The organism is Aquimarina acroporae (assembly GCF_023195925.1).
Lineage (GTDB): Bacteria > Bacteroidota > Bacteroidia > Flavobacteriales > Flavobacteriaceae > Aquimarina > Aquimarina acroporae.
The window spans coordinates 1-18615 of sequence record NZ_JALPRE010000016.1 but is presented as its reverse complement, the minus strand read 5'-3'; the positions used below and the strand labels follow the sequence as shown (position 1 = coordinate 18615).

Genomic DNA, 18615 nt, shown 5'->3' with positions numbered 1-18615 from the left:
TTTCTTTTAAAAATGTAAAGATGCTCTGGTTTATCATTGTACTCGTTTAAAAAGCCGGTGTAGCTCAGGGGTAGAGCGTTTCCTTGGTAAGGAAGAGGTCACGAGTTCAAATCTCGTCATTGGCTCTAGGTTCTAAGTATAAATTGAACACTAATATATAACTAAGATTAAATAAATTAATTATGGCAAAGGAAACTTTTGATCGTTCCAAACCGCACTTAAATATTGGTACTATTGGACACGTTGATCACGGTAAAACAACTTTGACTGCTGCAATCACTAAGGTATTGGCAGAAGCTGGTCTTTCTGAAGCGAGAGACTTCGATACTATCGATAACGCTCCAGAAGAAAAAGAAAGAGGTATTACAATTAATACATCTCACGTTGAGTACCAAACTGCAAATCGTCACTACGCTCACGTTGACTGTCCTGGTCACGCGGATTACGTAAAGAACATGGTAACTGGTGCTGCTCAAATGGACGGTGCGATCTTAGTAGTTGCGGCTACAGACGGACCTATGCCACAAACTCGTGAGCACATCCTATTAGGACGTCAGGTAGGTATTCCTAGTATCGTTGTATTCCTTAACAAAGTGGATATGGTTGATGATGAGGAATTACTTGAATTAGTAGAAATGGAAGTTAGAGAATTACTTTCTTTCTATGAGTATGACGGAGATAATGGTCCTGTAATCGCTGGTTCTGCTCTTGGAGCTCTTAACGGAGAGAAGAAATGGGTAGATACTGTAATGGAGCTTATGGCTGCTGTTGATGAGTGGATCAAATTACCAAAGCGTGATGTAGATAAAGATTTCTTAATGCCTATCGAAGATGTATTCTCTATTACTGGTCGTGGTACTGTTGCTACTGGTAGAATCGAAACTGGTGTGGCAAACACTGGAGATCCTGTAGAGATTATTGGTATGGGAGCTGAGAAATTGACTTCTACTATTACTGGGGTTGAAATGTTCCGTAAAATATTAGATAGAGGTGAAGCTGGAGATAACGTAGGTATCCTTTTAAGAGGTATCGAGAAAACTGAAATCTCTAGAGGTATGGTAATCGTTAAGCCTGGATCTGTAACTCCACATAAAAACTTCAAAGCTGAGGTGTATATCCTTAAGAAAGAAGAAGGTGGTCGTCACACTCCATTCCACAATAACTACCGTCCACAGTTCTACGTTCGTACAACAGACGTAACTGGTAACATTGCGCTTCCTGATGGAGTAGAAATGGTAATGCCAGGAGATAACTTAACTATTACTGTTGAGTTAATTCAACCAATCGCAATGAACGTTGGTCTTCGTTTTGCAATCCGTGAAGGAGGTAGAACAGTAGGTGCTGGTCAGGTAACCGAAATTTTAGACTAATACATATATTATATATAAGTGAGGTATTCGCCTAGCGAATACCTTGACTTATGTATACGGGTTTAGCTCAGTTGGTAGAGCACTGGTCTCCAAAACCAGGTGTCGGGAGTTCGAGCCTCTCAACCCGTGCAAGAATAGTTAGTAAATTTCATAGTAAAAATTACTAAAGATTTAAATGATAATGATGGCAAAAAGGATGTTCTTGTTTGCTTGAAAAATAAATAACAATGGCTGGATTAATAAATTATGTTACCGACTCATACAATGAATTGAAAAATCATGTAACCTGGACGCCTTGGTCTGAAGCTCAAAGGTTGACATTGGTAGTAATTGTTTTTTCAGTGATTTTTTCTCTGGCTATTTGGGGAGTTGATACCGTATTTAGTAGGGTTATAGAACAATATTTTACTTGGGTTAAATCTTAAATTACTGTAATGGCTGAAGTGGATAATTCGAAGAAATGGTATGTGGTAAGGGCTGTTAGTGGTCAAGAGAATAAAGTTAAAGACTATATAGAGCGAGAAATTGCGCACATGGGTCTTGAGGATTTTGTTTCTCAGATTCTTGTTCCTACCGAAAAGGTAGTGCAAATTCGAAATGGAAAGAAGATCAATAAAGAAAGAGTATACTTTCCAGGATATGTAATGATAGAGGCTAACCTGGCAGGTGAAGTGCCTCACATTATTAAATCTATTAATGGTGTTATTGGTTTTTTGGGTGAAGTTAAGGGAGGAGATCCTGTACCGCTTAGAAAAGCAGAGATTAATAGAATGTTAGGTAAAGTAGATGAGTTAGCGGTAAAAACTGATAACGTTGCTATACCGTATACAGTAGGAGAGATTGTGAAAGTAATAGATGGACCTTTTAATGGGTTTAATGGTACTGTAGAAAAGGTAAATGAAGAAAAGCGTAAACTAGAAGTAATGGTGAAGATTTTTGGTAGAAAGACTCCACTTGAACTCAGTTATATGCAAGTAGAAAAAGTATAATAATTGTTACATTATATATTCCAGAATTGTTCTTTTGCTTCCAACTGTAGAACAATTCTAATTTAAAATTAGAAAAATGGCTAAAGAGTTAAGTAAAGTTGTAAAACTTCAAGTTCGTGGAGGTGCTGCAAATCCATCACCACCAGTTGGACCTGCTCTAGGTGCTGCCGGAGTGAATATCATGGAATTCTGTAAGCAATTCAATGGTAGAACACAAGATAAGCAAGGTAAGGTATTACCTGTTGTTATTAGTGTTTATAGCGATAAGTCTTTTGACTTTGTTATTAAAACTCCTCCAGCAGCAGTTCAAATACTGGAAGCAGCAAAACAGAAGAAAGGTTCTGGTGAGCCTAACCGTAAGAAGGTAGCAAGTATTACTTGGGATCAGGTAAAAGCTATAGCAGAAGATAAAATGCAGGATTTAAATGCATTTACAGTAGAGTCTGCTATGAAAATGATCGCTGGTACTGCTCGTTCAATGGGTGTAACCGTAAAAGGACAAGCTCCTTTTTAATCAAAAAACGATTACAAAATGGCAAAATTGACTAAAAAGCAAAAAGAAGCCCAAGCTAAGGTTGAAAAGAATAAAGCCTATACATTGGCTGAAGCTTCTGCTTTAGTAAAAGAAATAACAAACGTAAATTTTGATGCTTCTGTAGATCTTGCAGTTCGTTTGAACGTAGATCCACGTAAAGCAAATCAAATGGTACGTGGTGTGGTAACTTTACCTCACGGAACAGGAAAAGACGTTAAAGTATTAGCTTTGGTAACTCCAGATAAAGAGGCTGAAGCTAAAGAGGCAGGTGCAGACTTCGTAGGTTTAGATGAGTACCTTGATAAAATCAAAGGTGGTTGGACAGACGTTGACGTAATCATTACTATGCCTAGCGTTATGGGTAAATTAGGGCCTTTAGGACGTGTTTTAGGACCTAGAGGATTAATGCCAAACCCAAAAACAGGAACGGTAACAATGGATGTGGCTAAAGCTGTGTCTGATGTTAAAGCTGGTAAAATAGACTTTAAAGTTGATAAAACTGGTATCGTTCATGCTGCTATTGGAAAGTCTTCTTTTGACGCAGAAAAAATAGCGGGTAACGCGAAAGAATTAATAACAACATTAGTAAAGTTAAAACCTCAAGCTGCAAAGGGAGTGTATATTAAATCAATATACATGTCTTCTACAATGAGCCCTGGTGTTGAAGTGGATGCGAAAAACTTTGCTGGGTAATTAAGATAAACGATTATGACAAGAGAAGAGAAATCACTAGTAATTGAAGACTTAACTGCTCAGTTAGCTGAAAACGCTAATATTTATTTAGCCGACATTTCAGGTTTAGACGCAGGAACAACTTCAAATTTGAGAAGAGCTTGTTTCAAAGCTAATGTATCATTAAAAGTAGTAAAGAATACTCTATTAGCAAAAGCTATGGAGAATTCAGATAAGGATTTTGGAGAGTTACCTACTGTATTAAAAGGTAACACTTCAATTATGTTTGCTGAGGCTGGTAATGCACCTGCAAAGGTTATCAAAGAATTTCGTAAGAAATCTGAAAAACCTCTTTTAAAAGGAGCATTTATTGAAGAAGCTATATTTGTTGGTGACGAAAACTTAGACGCTTTAGTTAGCATTAAGTCTAAAGAAGAAGTTATCGGAGATATTATTGGCTTATTACAGTCTCCTGCTAAGAATGTAGTTTCTGCATTAAAGTCAGGTGGAGGTAAACTTGCAGGTATCCTTAAAACATTATCCGAAAAAGAAGGATAATCATTTAATAGTGTACGCACTTTTTAACAAATTATATTTCAATTAAAAAAAATTATTTAAAACGATAGAAAATGGCAGATTTAAAAGATTTCGCAGAACAATTAGTTAACTTAACAGTAAAAGAAGTTAATGAGTTAGCTGATATATTAAAAGAAGAATATGGTATTGAGCCTGCTGCTGCTGCAGTTGCTGTAGCTGGTGGAGCTGCTGCTGGAGGTGGAGATGCTGCTGAAGAAAAATCAGAATTCGACGTAATCCTAAAGGCTGCAGGTGCTTCTAAATTAGCAGTTGTAAAGCTTGTTAAAGAATTAACAGGTCTTGGTCTTAAAGATGCTAAAGAATTAGTTGATGGTGCTCCTAAACCAATTAAAGAAGGAGTAGCTAAGGATGAAGCAGAAGCTCTTAAAACTCAATTAGAAGAGGCTGGAGCTGAGGTTGAGCTTAAGTAAGCTTACCATAGATTAACACATAGGTTTAGACCCAGAGAGTATTCTCTGAGGTCTAAACCATTTTGCGTATATAAATGTTAAGTGTTTTTTTATACGCACCCCTTTTAAAAATTTTAATTTAATTCCGTCCATTGATGTTAGCAACGCAAACTGAAAGATTGAATTTCTCTTCTGTAAAGAACAGACCTGAATATCCAGATTTTCTAGATATCCAGATCAAATCATTTCAGGATTTCTTTCAATTAGAAACAAAATCTGAAGAAAGAGGAAACGAAGGTCTTTATAATACCTTCATGGAAAACTTCCCGATTACTGATACTCGTAATCAATTTGTACTTGAATTTTTAGATTATTTTGTTGACCCTCCAAGGTATGACCTTCAGGAGTGTATTGAAAGAGGTCTTACTTATAGTGTGCCTCTTAAAGCACGTCTTAAATTATTCTGTACAGATCCAGAGCACGAAGATTTTGAGACTATTGTACAGGATGTATATCTTGGTACTATTCCTTACATGACACCTAGTGGTACTTTTTGTATTAACGGGGCTGAGCGTGTTGTAGTTTCTCAGTTACATAGATCTCCGGGAGTATTCTTTGGACAATCGTTCCACGCAAATGGAACAAAATTATATTCTGCCAGAGTAATTCCTTTCAAAGGTTCTTGGATAGAATTTGCTACCGATATTAATAGCGTGATGTATGCTTATATCGATAGAAAGAAAAAATTACCGGTTACTACACTTTTCCGTGCAATTGGTTTTGAACGTGATAAAGATATTTTAGAAATTTTCGACCTTGCAGAGGAAGTAAAAGTTTCTAAGTCCGGGTTGAAAAAAGTTTTAGGAAGAAAGTTAGCTGCTCGTGTTCTAAATACGTGGCATGAAGACTTTGTGGATGAAGATACTGGAGAAGTGGTATCTATCGAGCGTAACGAAATTGTTTTAGATCGTGATACTGTTCTTGATAAAGATCATCTTGAAGAAATCATAGAATCTGGAGCAAAAACCATTCTACTTCACAAAGAAGATAATCAGAAAGGAGATTACGCAATTATTCATAATACATTGCAAAAAGATCCTACTAACTCTGAGAAAGAAGCGGTAGAACATATATATCGTCAACTTCGTAATGCAGAACCGCCAGATGAAGAAACGGCAAGAGGTATTATAGATAAGTTATTCTTCTCTGATCAGCGTTATAACTTAGGTGAGGTTGGTCGTTACAGAATGAATAAGAAATTAGGTCTTGATATTGAAATGGATAAGCAAGTGCTTACCAAAGAAGATATTATTACCATTATAAAATATTTAATTGAGTTAATTAACTCTAAAGCAGAGATAGATGATATCGATCACTTATCTAACCGTCGTGTTAGAACCGTGGGAGAGCAGTTATCTCAGCAATTCGGTGTTGGTTTAGCTCGTATGGCGCGTACCATTCGTGAGCGAATGAACGTAAGGGATAATGAGGTGTTTACACCTATCGATTTGATTAATGCTAAGACATTATCATCGGTGATCAATTCCTTCTTTGGTACCAACCAGTTATCTCAGTTTATGGATCAAACAAATCCATTAGCAGAGATCACTCACAAACGTAGACTTTCTGCATTAGGACCAGGAGGTTTATCAAGAGAGAGAGCCGGGTTTGAGGTGCGTGACGTACACTACACACATTACGGGCGACTTTGTCCGATTGAAACACCTGAAGGACCGAATATTGGTTTAATTTCGTCTCTTTCTGTATTTGCAAAAGTGAACTCAATGGGATTCCTTGAAACACCTTATCGTAAAGTTGAGGATGGTAAAGTAGACCTTAGTGGATTCACATATTTAAGTGCAGAAGAAGAAGAAGAGAAGCTTATTGCTCAAGCCAATATTCCATTAAAAGAAGATGGAACAATTGAGTCTGATAAGGTAATTGCACGTATGGAAGGGGATTTCCCAGTTATTGAACCAACCAACGTAAATTATGCAGATGTTGCACCAAACCAGATTGCTTCTATTTCTGCATCTTTGATTCCGTTCTTGGAGCATGATGATGCGAACCGTGCCTTGATGGGATCAAACATGATGCGCCAGGCAGTACCATTATTAAGAGTAGATGCTCCTATTGTAGGAACAGGTTTAGAACGTCAAGTAGCTTCAGATTCGAGAGTTTTAATTAACGCTGAGGGCTCTGGTGTTGTAGAATATGTAGATGCTAATAAAATTACTATCAAATACGATAGAACCGATGAAGAAAGAATGGTTAGTTTTGATGGAGACTCTAAGACATATGATCTTATCAAGTTCCGTAAAACCAATCAGGGAACTAGTATCAATCTTAAACCAATTGTAAGAGTAGGACATAAAGTAGCTAAAGGACAGGTATTATGTCAAGGATATGCTACAGAAAATGGAGAATTAGCTCTTGGTAGAAATATGAAAGTAGCCTTCATGCCTTGGAAAGGGTATAACTTTGAGGATGCAATTGTGATTTCTGAAAAAGTGGTAAGAGATGATATCTTTACTTCTATTCATATCGATGAGTATTCTCTTGAAGTTAGAGATACCAAACTTGGTAATGAAGAATTAACCAATGATATTCCTAACGTTTCTGAAGAGGCTACTAAAGACCTAGATGAAAACGGGATGATTCGCGTTGGTGCAGAAATCAAACCAGGTGATATTCTTATCGGTAAGATTACTCCAAAAGGAGAAAGCGATCCTACTCCGGAAGAAAAATTATTGAGAGCGATATTTGGTGATAAAGCTGGTGATGTTAAAGATGCTTCTTTAAAAGCTTCTCCTTCGTTACACGGTGTAGTTATCGATAAAAAATTATTTGCTCGTGCAATAAAAGATAAGAGAAAAAGATCTCAGGATAAAGAAGATATCGAAATCCTTGAAAGATCTTATGATACAAAATTCGAACTGTTAAAGTCTGAATTGGTAGATAAATTATTTGCTATTGTTGGTGGAAAAACTTCTCAAGGGGTTATGAACGATCTAGGAGAAGAAGTACTTCCAAAAGGTAAAAAGTATACTCAAAAAATGCTGAATAGTGTTGATGATTATACACACCTTACTAAAGGAACCTGGACTACCGACGATGATCTTAATAGAATGGTTGCTGATTTAATTCACAACTATAAGATCAAAGAAAATGATTTACAAGGTAATTTAAGAAGAGAGAAGTTTACAATCTCTGTTGGAGATGAATTACCATCAGGAATTATTAAACTTGCTAAGGTTTACATTGCTAAGAAACGTAAACTTAAAGTAGGTGATAAGATGGCAGGTCGTCACGGTAACAAAGGTATTGTTGCTCGTATCGTAAGAGAAGAAGATATGCCTTTCTTAGAAGATGGAACACCAGTAGATATTGTACTTAATCCACTTGGGGTACCTTCGCGTATGAACATTGGTCAGATTTATGAAACTGTATTAGGATGGGCAGGACAGAAATTGGGTAGAAAGTTTGCTACACCTATTTTTGATGGAGCTTCTCTTGATCAGATTAATGAGCTTACCGATGAAGCGGGAATACCAAGATTTGGGCACACATATCTTTATGATGGTGGAACCGGAGATCGTTTTGACCAACCAGCAACTGTAGGTGTGATCTACATGCTTAAACTTGGTCACATGGTAGATGATAAGATGCACGCTCGTTCTATTGGACCATACTCGTTGATTACTCAGCAACCTCTTGGAGGTAAAGCGCAATTTGGAGGTCAGCGTTTTGGAGAGATGGAAGTTTGGGCACTAGAGGCTTATGGAGCTTCAAGTACGCTTCGTGAAATATTGACTGTAAAATCTGATGACGTTATTGGTAGAGCTAAAACATACGAAAGTATTGTTAAAGGAGAGCCTATGCCAGAACCAGGTTTGCCAGAATCGTTCAACGTATTAATGCACGAATTGAAAGGTCTGGGACTTGATATCAGATTAGAGGAATAGTATATGATAACTGTATGCTTCTGATGAATTTCAGAAAGCATACAGGTTATTCTAATGACTATTCAAATTTAAATTACAATAATTCTTTAGCAACCATATATTATGGCAAGAAATAATGATAAGAATGCAGTAAAGAGATTTAACAAAATCTCTATTGGTTTAGCTTCTCCAGAATCTATTTTGGCGCAATCAAATGGAGAGGTTTTAAAACCTGAAACTATTAATTATCGTACTCACAAACCTGAGCGTGATGGTTTGTTTTGCGAGCGTATTTTTGGACCTGTAAAGGACTTTGAGTGTGCTTGTGGTAAATATAAAAGAATTCGTTACAAGGGGATCGTATGTGACCGATGTGGAGTTGAAGTAACAGAAAAGAAAGTTCGTAGAGACCGTGTAGGACACATTAATCTTGTTGTTCCTGTAGCGCATATTTGGTATTTCCGTTCTCTACCTAATAAAATTGGATATTTATTAGGGCTTCCTTCAAAGAAGCTTGATATGATTATCTACTATGAGCGTTATGTGGTAATTCAACCGGGTATCGCTAAAAATGAAGAGGGAGAACCTGTTCAGAAAATGGATTTCCTTACAGAAGAAGAGTATCTTAATATCTTAGATAGTCTTCCACAGGAAAATCTTTATCTAGATGATAATGATCCAAATAAATTCATCGCTAAGATGGGTGCAGAATGCTTAATCGAAATCTTAAGAAGAATCGATCTAGATGCCCTTTCTTATGAATTGAGACATAAAGCAAATAACGAAACATCTAAACAACGTAAGACTGAAGCTTTAAAGCGTCTTCAGGTTGTTGAGTCGTTACGTGATGCTAATAAAAATAGAGAGAATCGTCCAGAGTGGATGATCCTTAAAGTGGTACCGGTAATTCCACCAGAATTACGTCCGTTAGTACCTCTTGATGGTGGTCGTTTTGCAACTTCAGATCTTAACGATTTATATCGTCGTGTAATCATTCGTAATAATCGTTTGAAGCGTTTAATGGAGATCAAAGCTCCTGAAGTAATTTTACGTAACGAGAAACGTATGCTTCAAGAATCTGTAGATTCATTATTCGATAACACACGTAAAGCATCTGCTGTTAAAACAGATTCAAATAGACCATTAAAATCATTGTCAGACTCGTTAAAAGGTAAGCAAGGACGTTTCCGTCAGAACTTACTGGGTAAACGTGTTGATTATTCTGCTCGTTCGGTAATCGTTGTAGGACCAGAATTGAAATTATTTGAGTGTGGTCTTCCAAAAAATATGGCAGCAGAATTATACAAACCTTTTGTAATCAGAAAACTGATTGAAAGAGGTATTGTTAAAACTGTAAAGTCTGCTAAAAAGATTATAGATAGAAAAGAGCCTGTTGTTTGGGATATCTTAGAGAATGTTCTTAAAGGACATCCGGTATTATTGAACCGTGCTCCTACGCTTCACCGTTTAGGTATTCAGGCGTTCCAGCCAAAGCTTATAGAAGGTAAAGCAATCCAGTTGCACCCATTGGTATGTACAGCATTTAATGCAGATTTCGATGGTGACCAGATGGCGGTACACTTACCTTTAGGACCAGAAGCAATATTAGAAGCTCAATTATTGATGTTGGCTTCTCATAATATTCTTAACCCTGCAAACGGTTCTCCGGTAACCGTACCTTCTCAGGATATGGTATTGGGACTTTACTATATGACTAAGTCTCGTAAATCTACTCCTGAATTGGAAATCAAGGGAGAAGGATTAACGTTTTATTCTCCAGAAGAAGTTATCATTGCGTATAACGAGAAACGATTAGATATTAATGCAAATATTAAAGTTAGAACAAAAGACTTTAATGAAGAAGGAGAACTTGTTAATCAAATTATAGAAACCACGACAGGTAGAGTTTTATTTAATGAAAAAGTACCTGAAGCAGGTGGATACGTAAATGAGGTTTTAACTAAGAAATCTTTAAGAGATATTATTGGTAGAATTCTTAAAGTAACTAGTGTTCCTGAAACTGCAAGCTTCCTTGATGAAATTAAAACCCTAGGGTATAATTTCGCATTCCAGGGAGGATTATCATTCAGTTTAGGAGATATTATTATTCCTGCAGAAAAGCATACAATGATTGCTGATGCAAATAGTCAGGTTGATAATATCGTTGCCAATTATAACATGGGACTTATTACAAACAATGAACGTTATAATCAGGTAATCGATATTTGGACTTCGACCAATGCTGAGTTAACAGAGTTATCTATGAAGCGTATTCGAGAGGACCAACAAGGGTTTAACTCGGTATATATGATGCTTGACTCTGGAGCTAGGGGATCTAAAGAACAGATTCGTCAGTTGACAGGTATGCGTGGATTGATGGCAAAACCTAAAAAATCTAACTCTGCCGGAGGTGAAATTATCGAAAACCCGATTCTTTCTAACTTTAAGGAAGGGCTTTCGATTCTTGAATACTTTATTTCTACTCACGGTGCTCGTAAAGGTCTTGCAGATACCGCATTAAAAACGGCAGATGCTGGATACCTTACACGTCGTTTGGTTGATGTGGCTCAAGATGTTATTGTAAATATTGAAGACTGTGGTACGCTTCGAGGAGTTGAAGTTACACCGCTGAAGAAGAATGAAGAGATTATTGAAGGATTAGCTGCAAGAATTGTAGGTAGAACTTCATTAGTAGATGTGGTGAATCCATTGACACAAGAAGTTCTTGTAGAAGCAGGTGTTGAAATAGATGAAGCAACAGCCGAAATTATAGAGAACTCTCCAGTAGAGTCTGTTGAAGTGCGTTCTGCTCTGACTTGTGAAGCCAAGAAAGGTATTTGCGTAAAATGTTACGGACGTAATCTTGCTACAGGTAAAACTGTTCAAAGGGGAGAAGCTGTTGGTGTAGTTGCCGCACAGTCAATCGGTGAACCAGGAACTCAGCTTACATTACGTACCTTCCACGTAGGAGGTATTGCAGGTAACATTTCTGAAGAGAATCAGTTAAAATCTAAATTTGCAGGTAAAGCTGAAATTGAAGAATTAAAAACTGTAAAAGGAGAAGACACAGAAGGAAATGAAATTGATGTAGTAATTTCTCGTACTTCTGAGATTAAGGTAATTGATCCTAAAACGAAAATCGTTTTAAGTACAAATCTAATTCCTTACGGTTCTCAGTTATTCGTTCAGGATGGAGATAAAATAGAAACAGATCAGGTGATCTGTCAATGGGATCCATATAATGGTGTAATCATCTCAGAATTTGCCGGTAAAGTGAAATATGAAAATATTGAACAGGGTATTACATACCAGGTAGAAATTGATGAACAAACCGGATTCCAGGAAAAGGTGATATCTGAATCTAGAGATAAGAAGAAAATCCCTACCCTTTTAATTATGGGTAAAGGAGACGAAGTACTTCGTTCGTACAACTTACCAGTAGGTGCACACCTTATGGTTGATGATAATGATAAGATTGGAGTAGGTAAGATCTTAGTGAAGATTCCTCGTAAATCTGCTAAAGCGGGTGATATTACAGGAGGTCTTCCAAGGGTAACCGAATTATTCGAAGCTCGTAACCCTTCTAACCCAGCAGTGGTGAGCGAGATCGATGGTGTTGTTTCTTTCGGAAAAATCAAAAGAGGTAACAGAGAGATCATTGTTGAATCTAGAATAGGAGAGATCAAGAAGTATTTGGTGAAACTTTCTAACCAGATTCTGGTACAGGAGAATGACTATGTACGAGCGGGAATGCCGTTATCTGATGGATCTGTAACTCCAGAAGATATCCTTAAAATTAAAGGGCCTTCTGCGGTACAACAATATCTTGTTAACGAAGTGCAGGAAGTATATCGATTACAAGGTGTAAAAATTAATGATAAGCACTTTGAAGTTGTAGTACGACAAATGATGCGTAAAGTTAGAATTCAGGATCCAGGTGATACTATTTTCCTAGAGAATCAATTAGTTCATAAATCTGATTTTATCGAAGAAAATGATGCAATCTTTGGAATGAAAGTAGTTGAAGATGCCGGTGACAGTGAAAACCTAAAACCTGGTCAGATCATTTCTCCAAGAGATTTAAGAGATGAGAATTCTGTTTTACGTAGAGATGATAAAAACTTAGTAACGGCAAGAGATGCATCTCCAGCTACAGCGACTCCAATACTGCAAGGTATTACAAGAGCTTCGCTACAAACTAAGTCATTTATCTCTGCAGCTTCCTTCCAGGAAACTACAAAGGTATTAAACGAAGCTGCGGTAAGCGGTAAAGTTGATTCACTTGAAGGTCTTAAAGAAAATGTAATTGTTGGACATAGAATTCCAGCAGGTACAGGTATGAGAGACTATGAAAGTATCATTGTAGGTTCCAAAGAAGAATATGAAGATAGAATGGAACAGCGACAAGAAGTTAATTATAACTAATTATAGAGCCTGCCTTTTTAGGCAGGCTTTCTTTTTTATAGAAAGCAATAAACAAGACCTTTAATATGGCCGAAAACAAAAACCAAAAGCAGAATCAATTAAATATAGAACTTGATGAGGCGGTTGCAGATGGGATCTATAGTAACTTAGCTATAATCAATCATTCTGTTTCAGAGTTTGTGATTGATTTTGTAAATATTATGCCGGGCAGACCAAAGAGCAAGGTTAAAAGTAGAATTATTTTAACTCCTCAACATGCAAAAAGACTTTTGAAAGCTCTGAATGATAATGTTAATCGTTTCGAATCGGCTCATGGAGAAATAAAAGATTATGAACAGGTTCCAATTCCTATGAATTTTGGACCTACAGGAGAAGCTTAGTGTATAGGTATTTCCTATAGATATGAAAAATAGTATTGTTTTTCATAATTTAAAATTTAAAACCCGCTTAAAATAAACAGTTTTAAGCGGGTTTTTGTCTTTTTTTGTATTTACCTTTATGCTAATGTATAACTTATGTTAGAATGCTCTAGAATTCAGAAGTGAAATGAAACTGAATACTAGGATACTTTTGTTGTGTCATCTGAAGACTAAATGAAGAATCAGCTAGAAATACCAATTGTCCTTGTTTGTCTTTGGCAAGGAATTTATTCTTTACTCGTTTAAATTCTTTGAATTCTTCATTCAGAGGATCTTCAGGATCTACCCAGCATGCTTTGTGAACATTGAGGTTTTCATATGTACATTTTGCTCCATATTCATGCTCCAAACGATATTGAATAACTTCATACTGCAGTGCTCCTACGGTTCCAATTACTTTACGCCCATTCAATTCTAATGTAAATAACTGCGCTACACCTTCATCCATCAATTGATCTATTCCTTTAGCTAGTTGCTTAGATTTCATAGGATCAGCATTATTAATATATCTAAAATGTTCTGGAGAAAAGCTAGGAATTCCTTTATAGTGCAGTATTTCTCCTTGGGTAAGCGTGTCGCCAATTTTAAAGTTCCCGGTATCATGTAAACCAACGATATCTCCAGGGTATGAAATGTCTACAATTTCCTTTTTCTCTGCAAAAAATGCATTAGGACTAGAAAATTTTAATTTTTTCTTATGCCTTGTATGTAAATACGGTACATTACGTTCAAAGGTCCCCGAAACAATTTTGATAAACGCTAATCTATCTCTATGCTTTGGATCCATATTGGCATGTATTTTAAAAACAAATCCTGTAAAGTCTTGTTCTTCAGGTTTTACCAGTCTTATATCACTTTCCTTAGGGCGTGGGGGTGGAGCAATAGAGATAAAACAATCTAAAAGTTCTCTTACCCCAAAATTGTTTAATGCCGAACCAAAAAACACAGGTTGTAAGGTTCCGTTTTGGTATTCTTTGTTTTCAAATTTCGGATAAATACCCTCTACTAACTCTACTTCTTCTCTAAGCGTATCGGCTGCATCATCACCAATTAAAGTATTAAGTTCTGAAGAAGAAAGATCTGAGATTTCTATGGTCTCTTCTATATCTTTTCTACTGTCTCCACTAAAAAGGTTAATGTTTTTTTCCCAAATATTGTAAATACCTTTAAAATCATACCCCATTCCTATAGGAAAACTTAATGGAGTAACGGTTAAACCAAGCTTTTGCTCAATTTCATCCAATAATTCAAAAGCATCTTTCCCTTCTCTGTCAAGTTTATTGATGAATACAATCATAGGGATATTTCGCATCCTGCATACAGAGACCAATTTCTCTGTCTGTTCCTCAACACCTTTGGCTACATCGATTACTACGATTACACTATCTACTGCGGTTAATGTTCTGAATGTATCCTCAGCAAAATCTTTGTGTCCAGGAGTATCTAGAATATTGATTTTGATGTCCTGATATTCAAATGCTAGTACAGATGTAGCTACAGAAATACCTCTTTGGCGTTCAATTTCCATGAAGTCACTAGTAGCGCCTTTTTTTATCTTATTAGATTTAACGGCACCGGCTTCTTGTATAGCACCTCCAAAAAGAAGAAGTTTTTCGGTCAGTGTAGTCTTTCCTGCATCAGGGTGTGATATAATTCCAAATGTCCTTCTTCTGTTGATTTCCTCAGTAAATTTCATAAATCTATCAAATAAGGATGCAAATATAATATTTAAAAAATCAACCAGAGATAGATTTGCACTATCAAATAATATATAAGGAAAGAGTATTTTTTAGATTTTATAGTGTCTTTTATCGCTTCACTGTGTATTTTGTCGATTTTGTTATGGAAAACCATAAGAATAATTGTTAAATTTTTAATTTTATGTACAACTTTTGCAACACCAAACCTAACAATAAGTAAACCGGTAAATTGTTAATTAGACAAATAATTGGTTCTTGAGAAGATGCAGTATTTAGGTTATTTGGTAATTTTTAGCAGTTTCCCCTAGATGATTATTAACGAATATAAATATGCTTTTTATCGATATAAAATGCATTTTATCGATATTTTGTAGGTAATTAAACGACAGAATATGTCATTTTAACGTTTATTTTAACTATTTTCGTGTCGAATTACGGTAAAACCGTAATGTGAATTTTAGTTTTAATGCGGTTTTGTAAATAATCTATAAAAAACATCCCCTTTATCGTTTTTTATAGATGAGATTGTAAACACATCGTCAACTATGAAAAAAATTACTCCAAGTCTAGTGGGTCAAGGAAGAGTTTTGTCTTTTTTGATTCTGTTAATGGCAACCTATTTTTCCCTTAATGCTCAATCTGGTAAGGATGGAGATTTAATAGTTACAGCAGCCAACACAGTTTTAAATACTTACAGTCCAGTAACTTCAGATATTACAGCGGGAGATACAACTATCGATGTAAATGATGTGGCCTCAGATTTAGGAGGACTAGCAAGTGGTGATCTTGTCCTAATTTACCAAGCTCAAGGAGCTACTATAAATACGACTAATACGGTCAGTTATGGTGATATTACGGATTATGGAAGTTCTGGATTATATGAATTTGCCTACGTTTCTTCAGTATCGATAAACGCGATTACACTCACATGCTCTGTGGCGAATTCTTATTTTGTAGCGGGAAGAACTCAAGTGGTCAAAGTACCTCAATACAATACACTTACCATTCAGGCTGGAGCGTCGGTTGTACCTTTGGCTTGGGAAGATTTTGCCGGTAGTAGAAGAGGTGGTGTAGTGGTGATAAATGCTGTTACTATTGATATAGAAGGGGATATTGATGCTTCTGGTCTCGGGTTTAGAGGAGGAGAAATTGAAAATAGTACGTCTCCTACTGGAGCGAATTTAGAATCAGATTATGTAACTGCCAGCAGCGGAGATTCTGCTGAGAAAGGTGAGAGTATTGTAGGTTATCAAGCAGATTATGATGCCCTAGGAGGGCGATATGGACGAGGAGCCCCTGCCAATGGTGGAGGTGGTGGAAATGGACACAACTCTGGAGGTGGAGGAGGATCCAATGGTAATAATAGTAATACTTGGTTTAATGGGGCAGGAGTAATGTGTTCGACGTGTACAGGTTCTTCGGCTTGGACATTAGATCCAGATTATATAGCCAATGGAAATGCTCTTACAAATTCTTCAGGTGGAGGACGAGGAGGGTACTCTTATGGTGCGAGTAATCAAAATGCATTAACCATAGCTCCAGGAAATAGTGCTTGGTCAGGAGACCGACGTGATCCAGTTGGAGGACTGGGAGGAAGACCTCTTATTGCTAATGAACAAAATAGAATATTCCTCGGAGGAGGAGGAGGAGCTGGAGATAGAAATAATAGTGCTAGTCAAGATGCTGCAAACGGAGGTGGTATGATCTTGCTAGGAGCTACTTCGATTACAGGTTCTGGAAATATAATAGCTAATGGAGCCAACGCTCTACCAACAGTAGGAGGTCATAACGACGCACCAGGTGGAGGTGGAGGTGGTGGAAGTATTGTCTTGAGAGCAGCTTCTATTGCGAATACATTAACTTTAAGTGCAAATGGAGGGGATGGAGGTGATCAATTAATCACCAATAATGAAAGTGAAGGTCCCGGAGGAGGAGGAGGAGCTGGATTCGTGGCTATCTCAGCGGGTACACCAACTATTAATATTAATGGAGGATCAAACGGAACCACCACTAGTGCCGCAGTAACAGAGTTTCCTACTAATGGAGCAACAAGTGGTGCTAGCGGAGAATCGGTTACAGGTATAGCGAATAGTGCAGTAACCTGTGCAAACCCTGGAACGATTAGCGGATTGGTGTATAATGATGCAGATGGTAATGGAAGCCAAAATGGCGGTGAATCTGGAATTGGATCTGTAACCATTGTAATAACTGATGCAAATGGAAACACTCAAACCGTTCAGACTAATCCTGATGGAACGTATAGTGCCACGGTGCCCCCTGGTAGTACAACTATTGATGTTTTAGATTCAGATACAGATCTTCCTACAAACGCAATTCAAACTGAGGGAGATGACCCTACAATTATTACGGCAATAGCGGGAACCAATGTAGCTTCTTCTGTTGATGGTTTTGTTATAGATACTGATGGTGATGGAACTAGCGATGTATTAGACAATTGTCCAACAGTTATGAATACTCAAGTAGATAGTGATAATGACGAAGTTGGAGATGCTTGTGATGACGATGATGATAATGACGGAATTTTAGATACTAATGAAGGATTAAACTGTGCCAGTTCAGATATTAATGTTGGAACTGCACCAGCGGGAAACCAAAATGCCGTAGGGGAAATCAATAATATTTTTGATTTCAATGGTGTTGATGTAGACTTAACTACAACTGTAAATCAGGTAAATGGAGGTACGCTCTCTCAATTACAGGTTGAAAATACTACAGCATTAAGGGTGCAAGGACAAGCAATCGACGATGGAATAGGTGAAAATGTTACGTATATATTTACATTTAGTCAGGCAGTATCTAATGTTAAATTTAGATGGTCAGGAATAGATCAAGGAGATAAAGTTACTGTAAATGCTGCTGGACCTGGTGTACAGAGTATAAATGTTGGATACTTAATGTCGCCTTCGACTTTTCCTAATAGTTCCTATGCAACTACTTCAGGTGGGAGTTCGCATGTTATTACAGGGAATAACAGTTTATCGCCGACAATAACTTCTTTTACAAATGGTTCAGGAGATACAACAATTAATTATTCAGATATAAGCATTGATGGTCGAATTACTTCTTTTAGTGTAATAACCAATAAATTAAGACAAGATGGTAATGTGGCAAATAGCGGAAATATTACTTTCTTGTTTTCAAATTTCACATATTGTACTAGTCTAGATACTGATAATGACGGTGTAGCAAATCATTTAGATATTGATAGTGATAATGATGGTTGTCCTGATGCTTTAGAAGGAGCAGGTAGTTTTGTCTTTTCAAATCTTACGGTAGATGAGAACTTGGCAAACTCTGCTACAGGGGTTAATAGTTCTGGTATTCCAACTATTTCTGGTAGCCCTCAGAATTCTACTAGCGCAGTAACAAATAATTCGGTTAATACTTGTGATCCAAATTTAGCTAATGTTACAGAGAATGCCCCTGAGAACGCCCCTTATACGGCTAGTGCCCCTGCGCTTACAGGTACTCCAATTGGAGGAGTTACCTATACGATCAGTGGAGGAGCGGACCAGGCACAGTTCACAGGTATCAATGCTGCTACCGGAGAAGTT

Annotated in this window: 12 protein-coding genes and 2 tRNA genes; 13 read left to right on the top strand and 1 reads right to left on the bottom strand. The window is 37.0% G+C overall.

Going from position 1 to position 18615, the window contains the following annotated elements; all coding sequences use genetic code 11:
• Positions 1-53 precede the first annotated feature (53 nt).
• From M0D21_RS19850 to M0D21_RS19795, 12 genes are all read left to right on the top strand, one after another.
• Positions 54-125 (top strand) — tRNA-Thr (locus M0D21_RS19850).
• A 57-nt stretch (positions 126-182) separates the two neighbouring features.
• Positions 183-1370, top strand: a complete 1188-nt coding sequence (gene tuf, locus M0D21_RS19845; RefSeq protein WP_248332741.1) for an elongation factor Tu — start codon at positions 183-185, stop codon at positions 1368-1370.
• A 56-nt stretch (positions 1371-1426) separates the two neighbouring features.
• A tRNA-Trp gene (locus M0D21_RS19840) sits at positions 1427-1499 on the top strand.
• A gap of 98 nt (positions 1500-1597) precedes the next feature.
• Entirely contained in the window at positions 1598-1795 is a 198-nt protein-coding gene (secE, locus tag M0D21_RS19835) for a preprotein translocase subunit SecE (RefSeq protein ID WP_248332739.1), read from the top strand.
• Positions 1796-1804: 9 nt separating this feature from the next.
• A complete protein-coding gene (gene nusG, locus M0D21_RS19830; RefSeq protein ID WP_248332737.1) occupies positions 1805-2359 on the top strand; it encodes a transcription termination/antitermination protein NusG in 555 nt (184 codons plus the stop codon).
• A gap of 76 nt (positions 2360-2435) precedes the next feature.
• Positions 2436-2873 carry a 50S ribosomal protein L11 gene (gene rplK, locus M0D21_RS19825; protein WP_248332735.1) on the top strand — a complete coding sequence of 146 codons (438 nt, stop codon included), beginning with the start codon at positions 2436-2438 and terminating at the stop codon, positions 2871-2873.
• Between the two features lie 18 nt (positions 2874-2891).
• Entirely contained in the window at positions 2892-3587 is a 696-nt protein-coding gene (gene rplA / locus M0D21_RS19820; RefSeq protein WP_248332733.1) for a 50S ribosomal protein L1, read from the top strand.
• A gap of 15 nt (positions 3588-3602) precedes the next feature.
• Positions 3603-4124 (top strand): 50S ribosomal protein L10, encoded by a 522-nt coding sequence (rplJ, locus tag M0D21_RS19815; protein WP_248332731.1) that lies wholly within the window; start codon positions 3603-3605, stop codon positions 4122-4124.
• Between the two features lie 71 nt (positions 4125-4195).
• The gene (gene rplL / locus M0D21_RS19810) at positions 4196-4573 is read left to right on the top strand and encodes a 50S ribosomal protein L7/L12 (protein WP_248332729.1); all 378 of its coding nucleotides are present in this window, start codon (positions 4196-4198) and stop codon (positions 4571-4573) included.
• Positions 4574-4707: 134 nt separating this feature from the next.
• Positions 4708-8517 (top strand): DNA-directed RNA polymerase subunit beta, encoded by a 3810-nt coding sequence (gene rpoB / locus M0D21_RS19805; RefSeq protein WP_248332727.1) that lies wholly within the window; start codon positions 4708-4710, stop codon positions 8515-8517.
• A gap of 102 nt (positions 8518-8619) precedes the next feature.
• Positions 8620-12921, top strand: coding sequence for a DNA-directed RNA polymerase subunit beta' (gene rpoC, locus M0D21_RS19800; RefSeq protein WP_248332725.1), 4302 nt, complete (start codon positions 8620-8622; stop codon positions 12919-12921).
• 65 nt (positions 12922-12986) lie between these two features.
• Positions 12987-13301 carry a DUF3467 domain-containing protein gene (locus M0D21_RS19795; protein WP_248332724.1) on the top strand — a complete coding sequence of 105 codons (315 nt, stop codon included), beginning with the start codon at positions 12987-12989 and terminating at the stop codon, positions 13299-13301.
• A gap of 148 nt (positions 13302-13449) precedes the next feature.
• On the opposite strand, the gene M0D21_RS19790 is transcribed toward M0D21_RS19795, so the two are convergent.
• Positions 13450-15036, bottom strand: a complete 1587-nt coding sequence (locus M0D21_RS19790) for a peptide chain release factor 3 (RefSeq protein WP_248332722.1) — start codon at positions 15034-15036, stop codon at positions 13450-13452.
• A 549-nt stretch (positions 15037-15585) separates the two neighbouring features.
• Here M0D21_RS19790 and M0D21_RS19785 point away from each other — a divergent pair.
• Positions 15586-18615: beta strand repeat-containing protein (locus tag M0D21_RS19785; protein WP_248332720.1), on the top strand; the 3030-nt coding region annotated here is incomplete at its 3' end.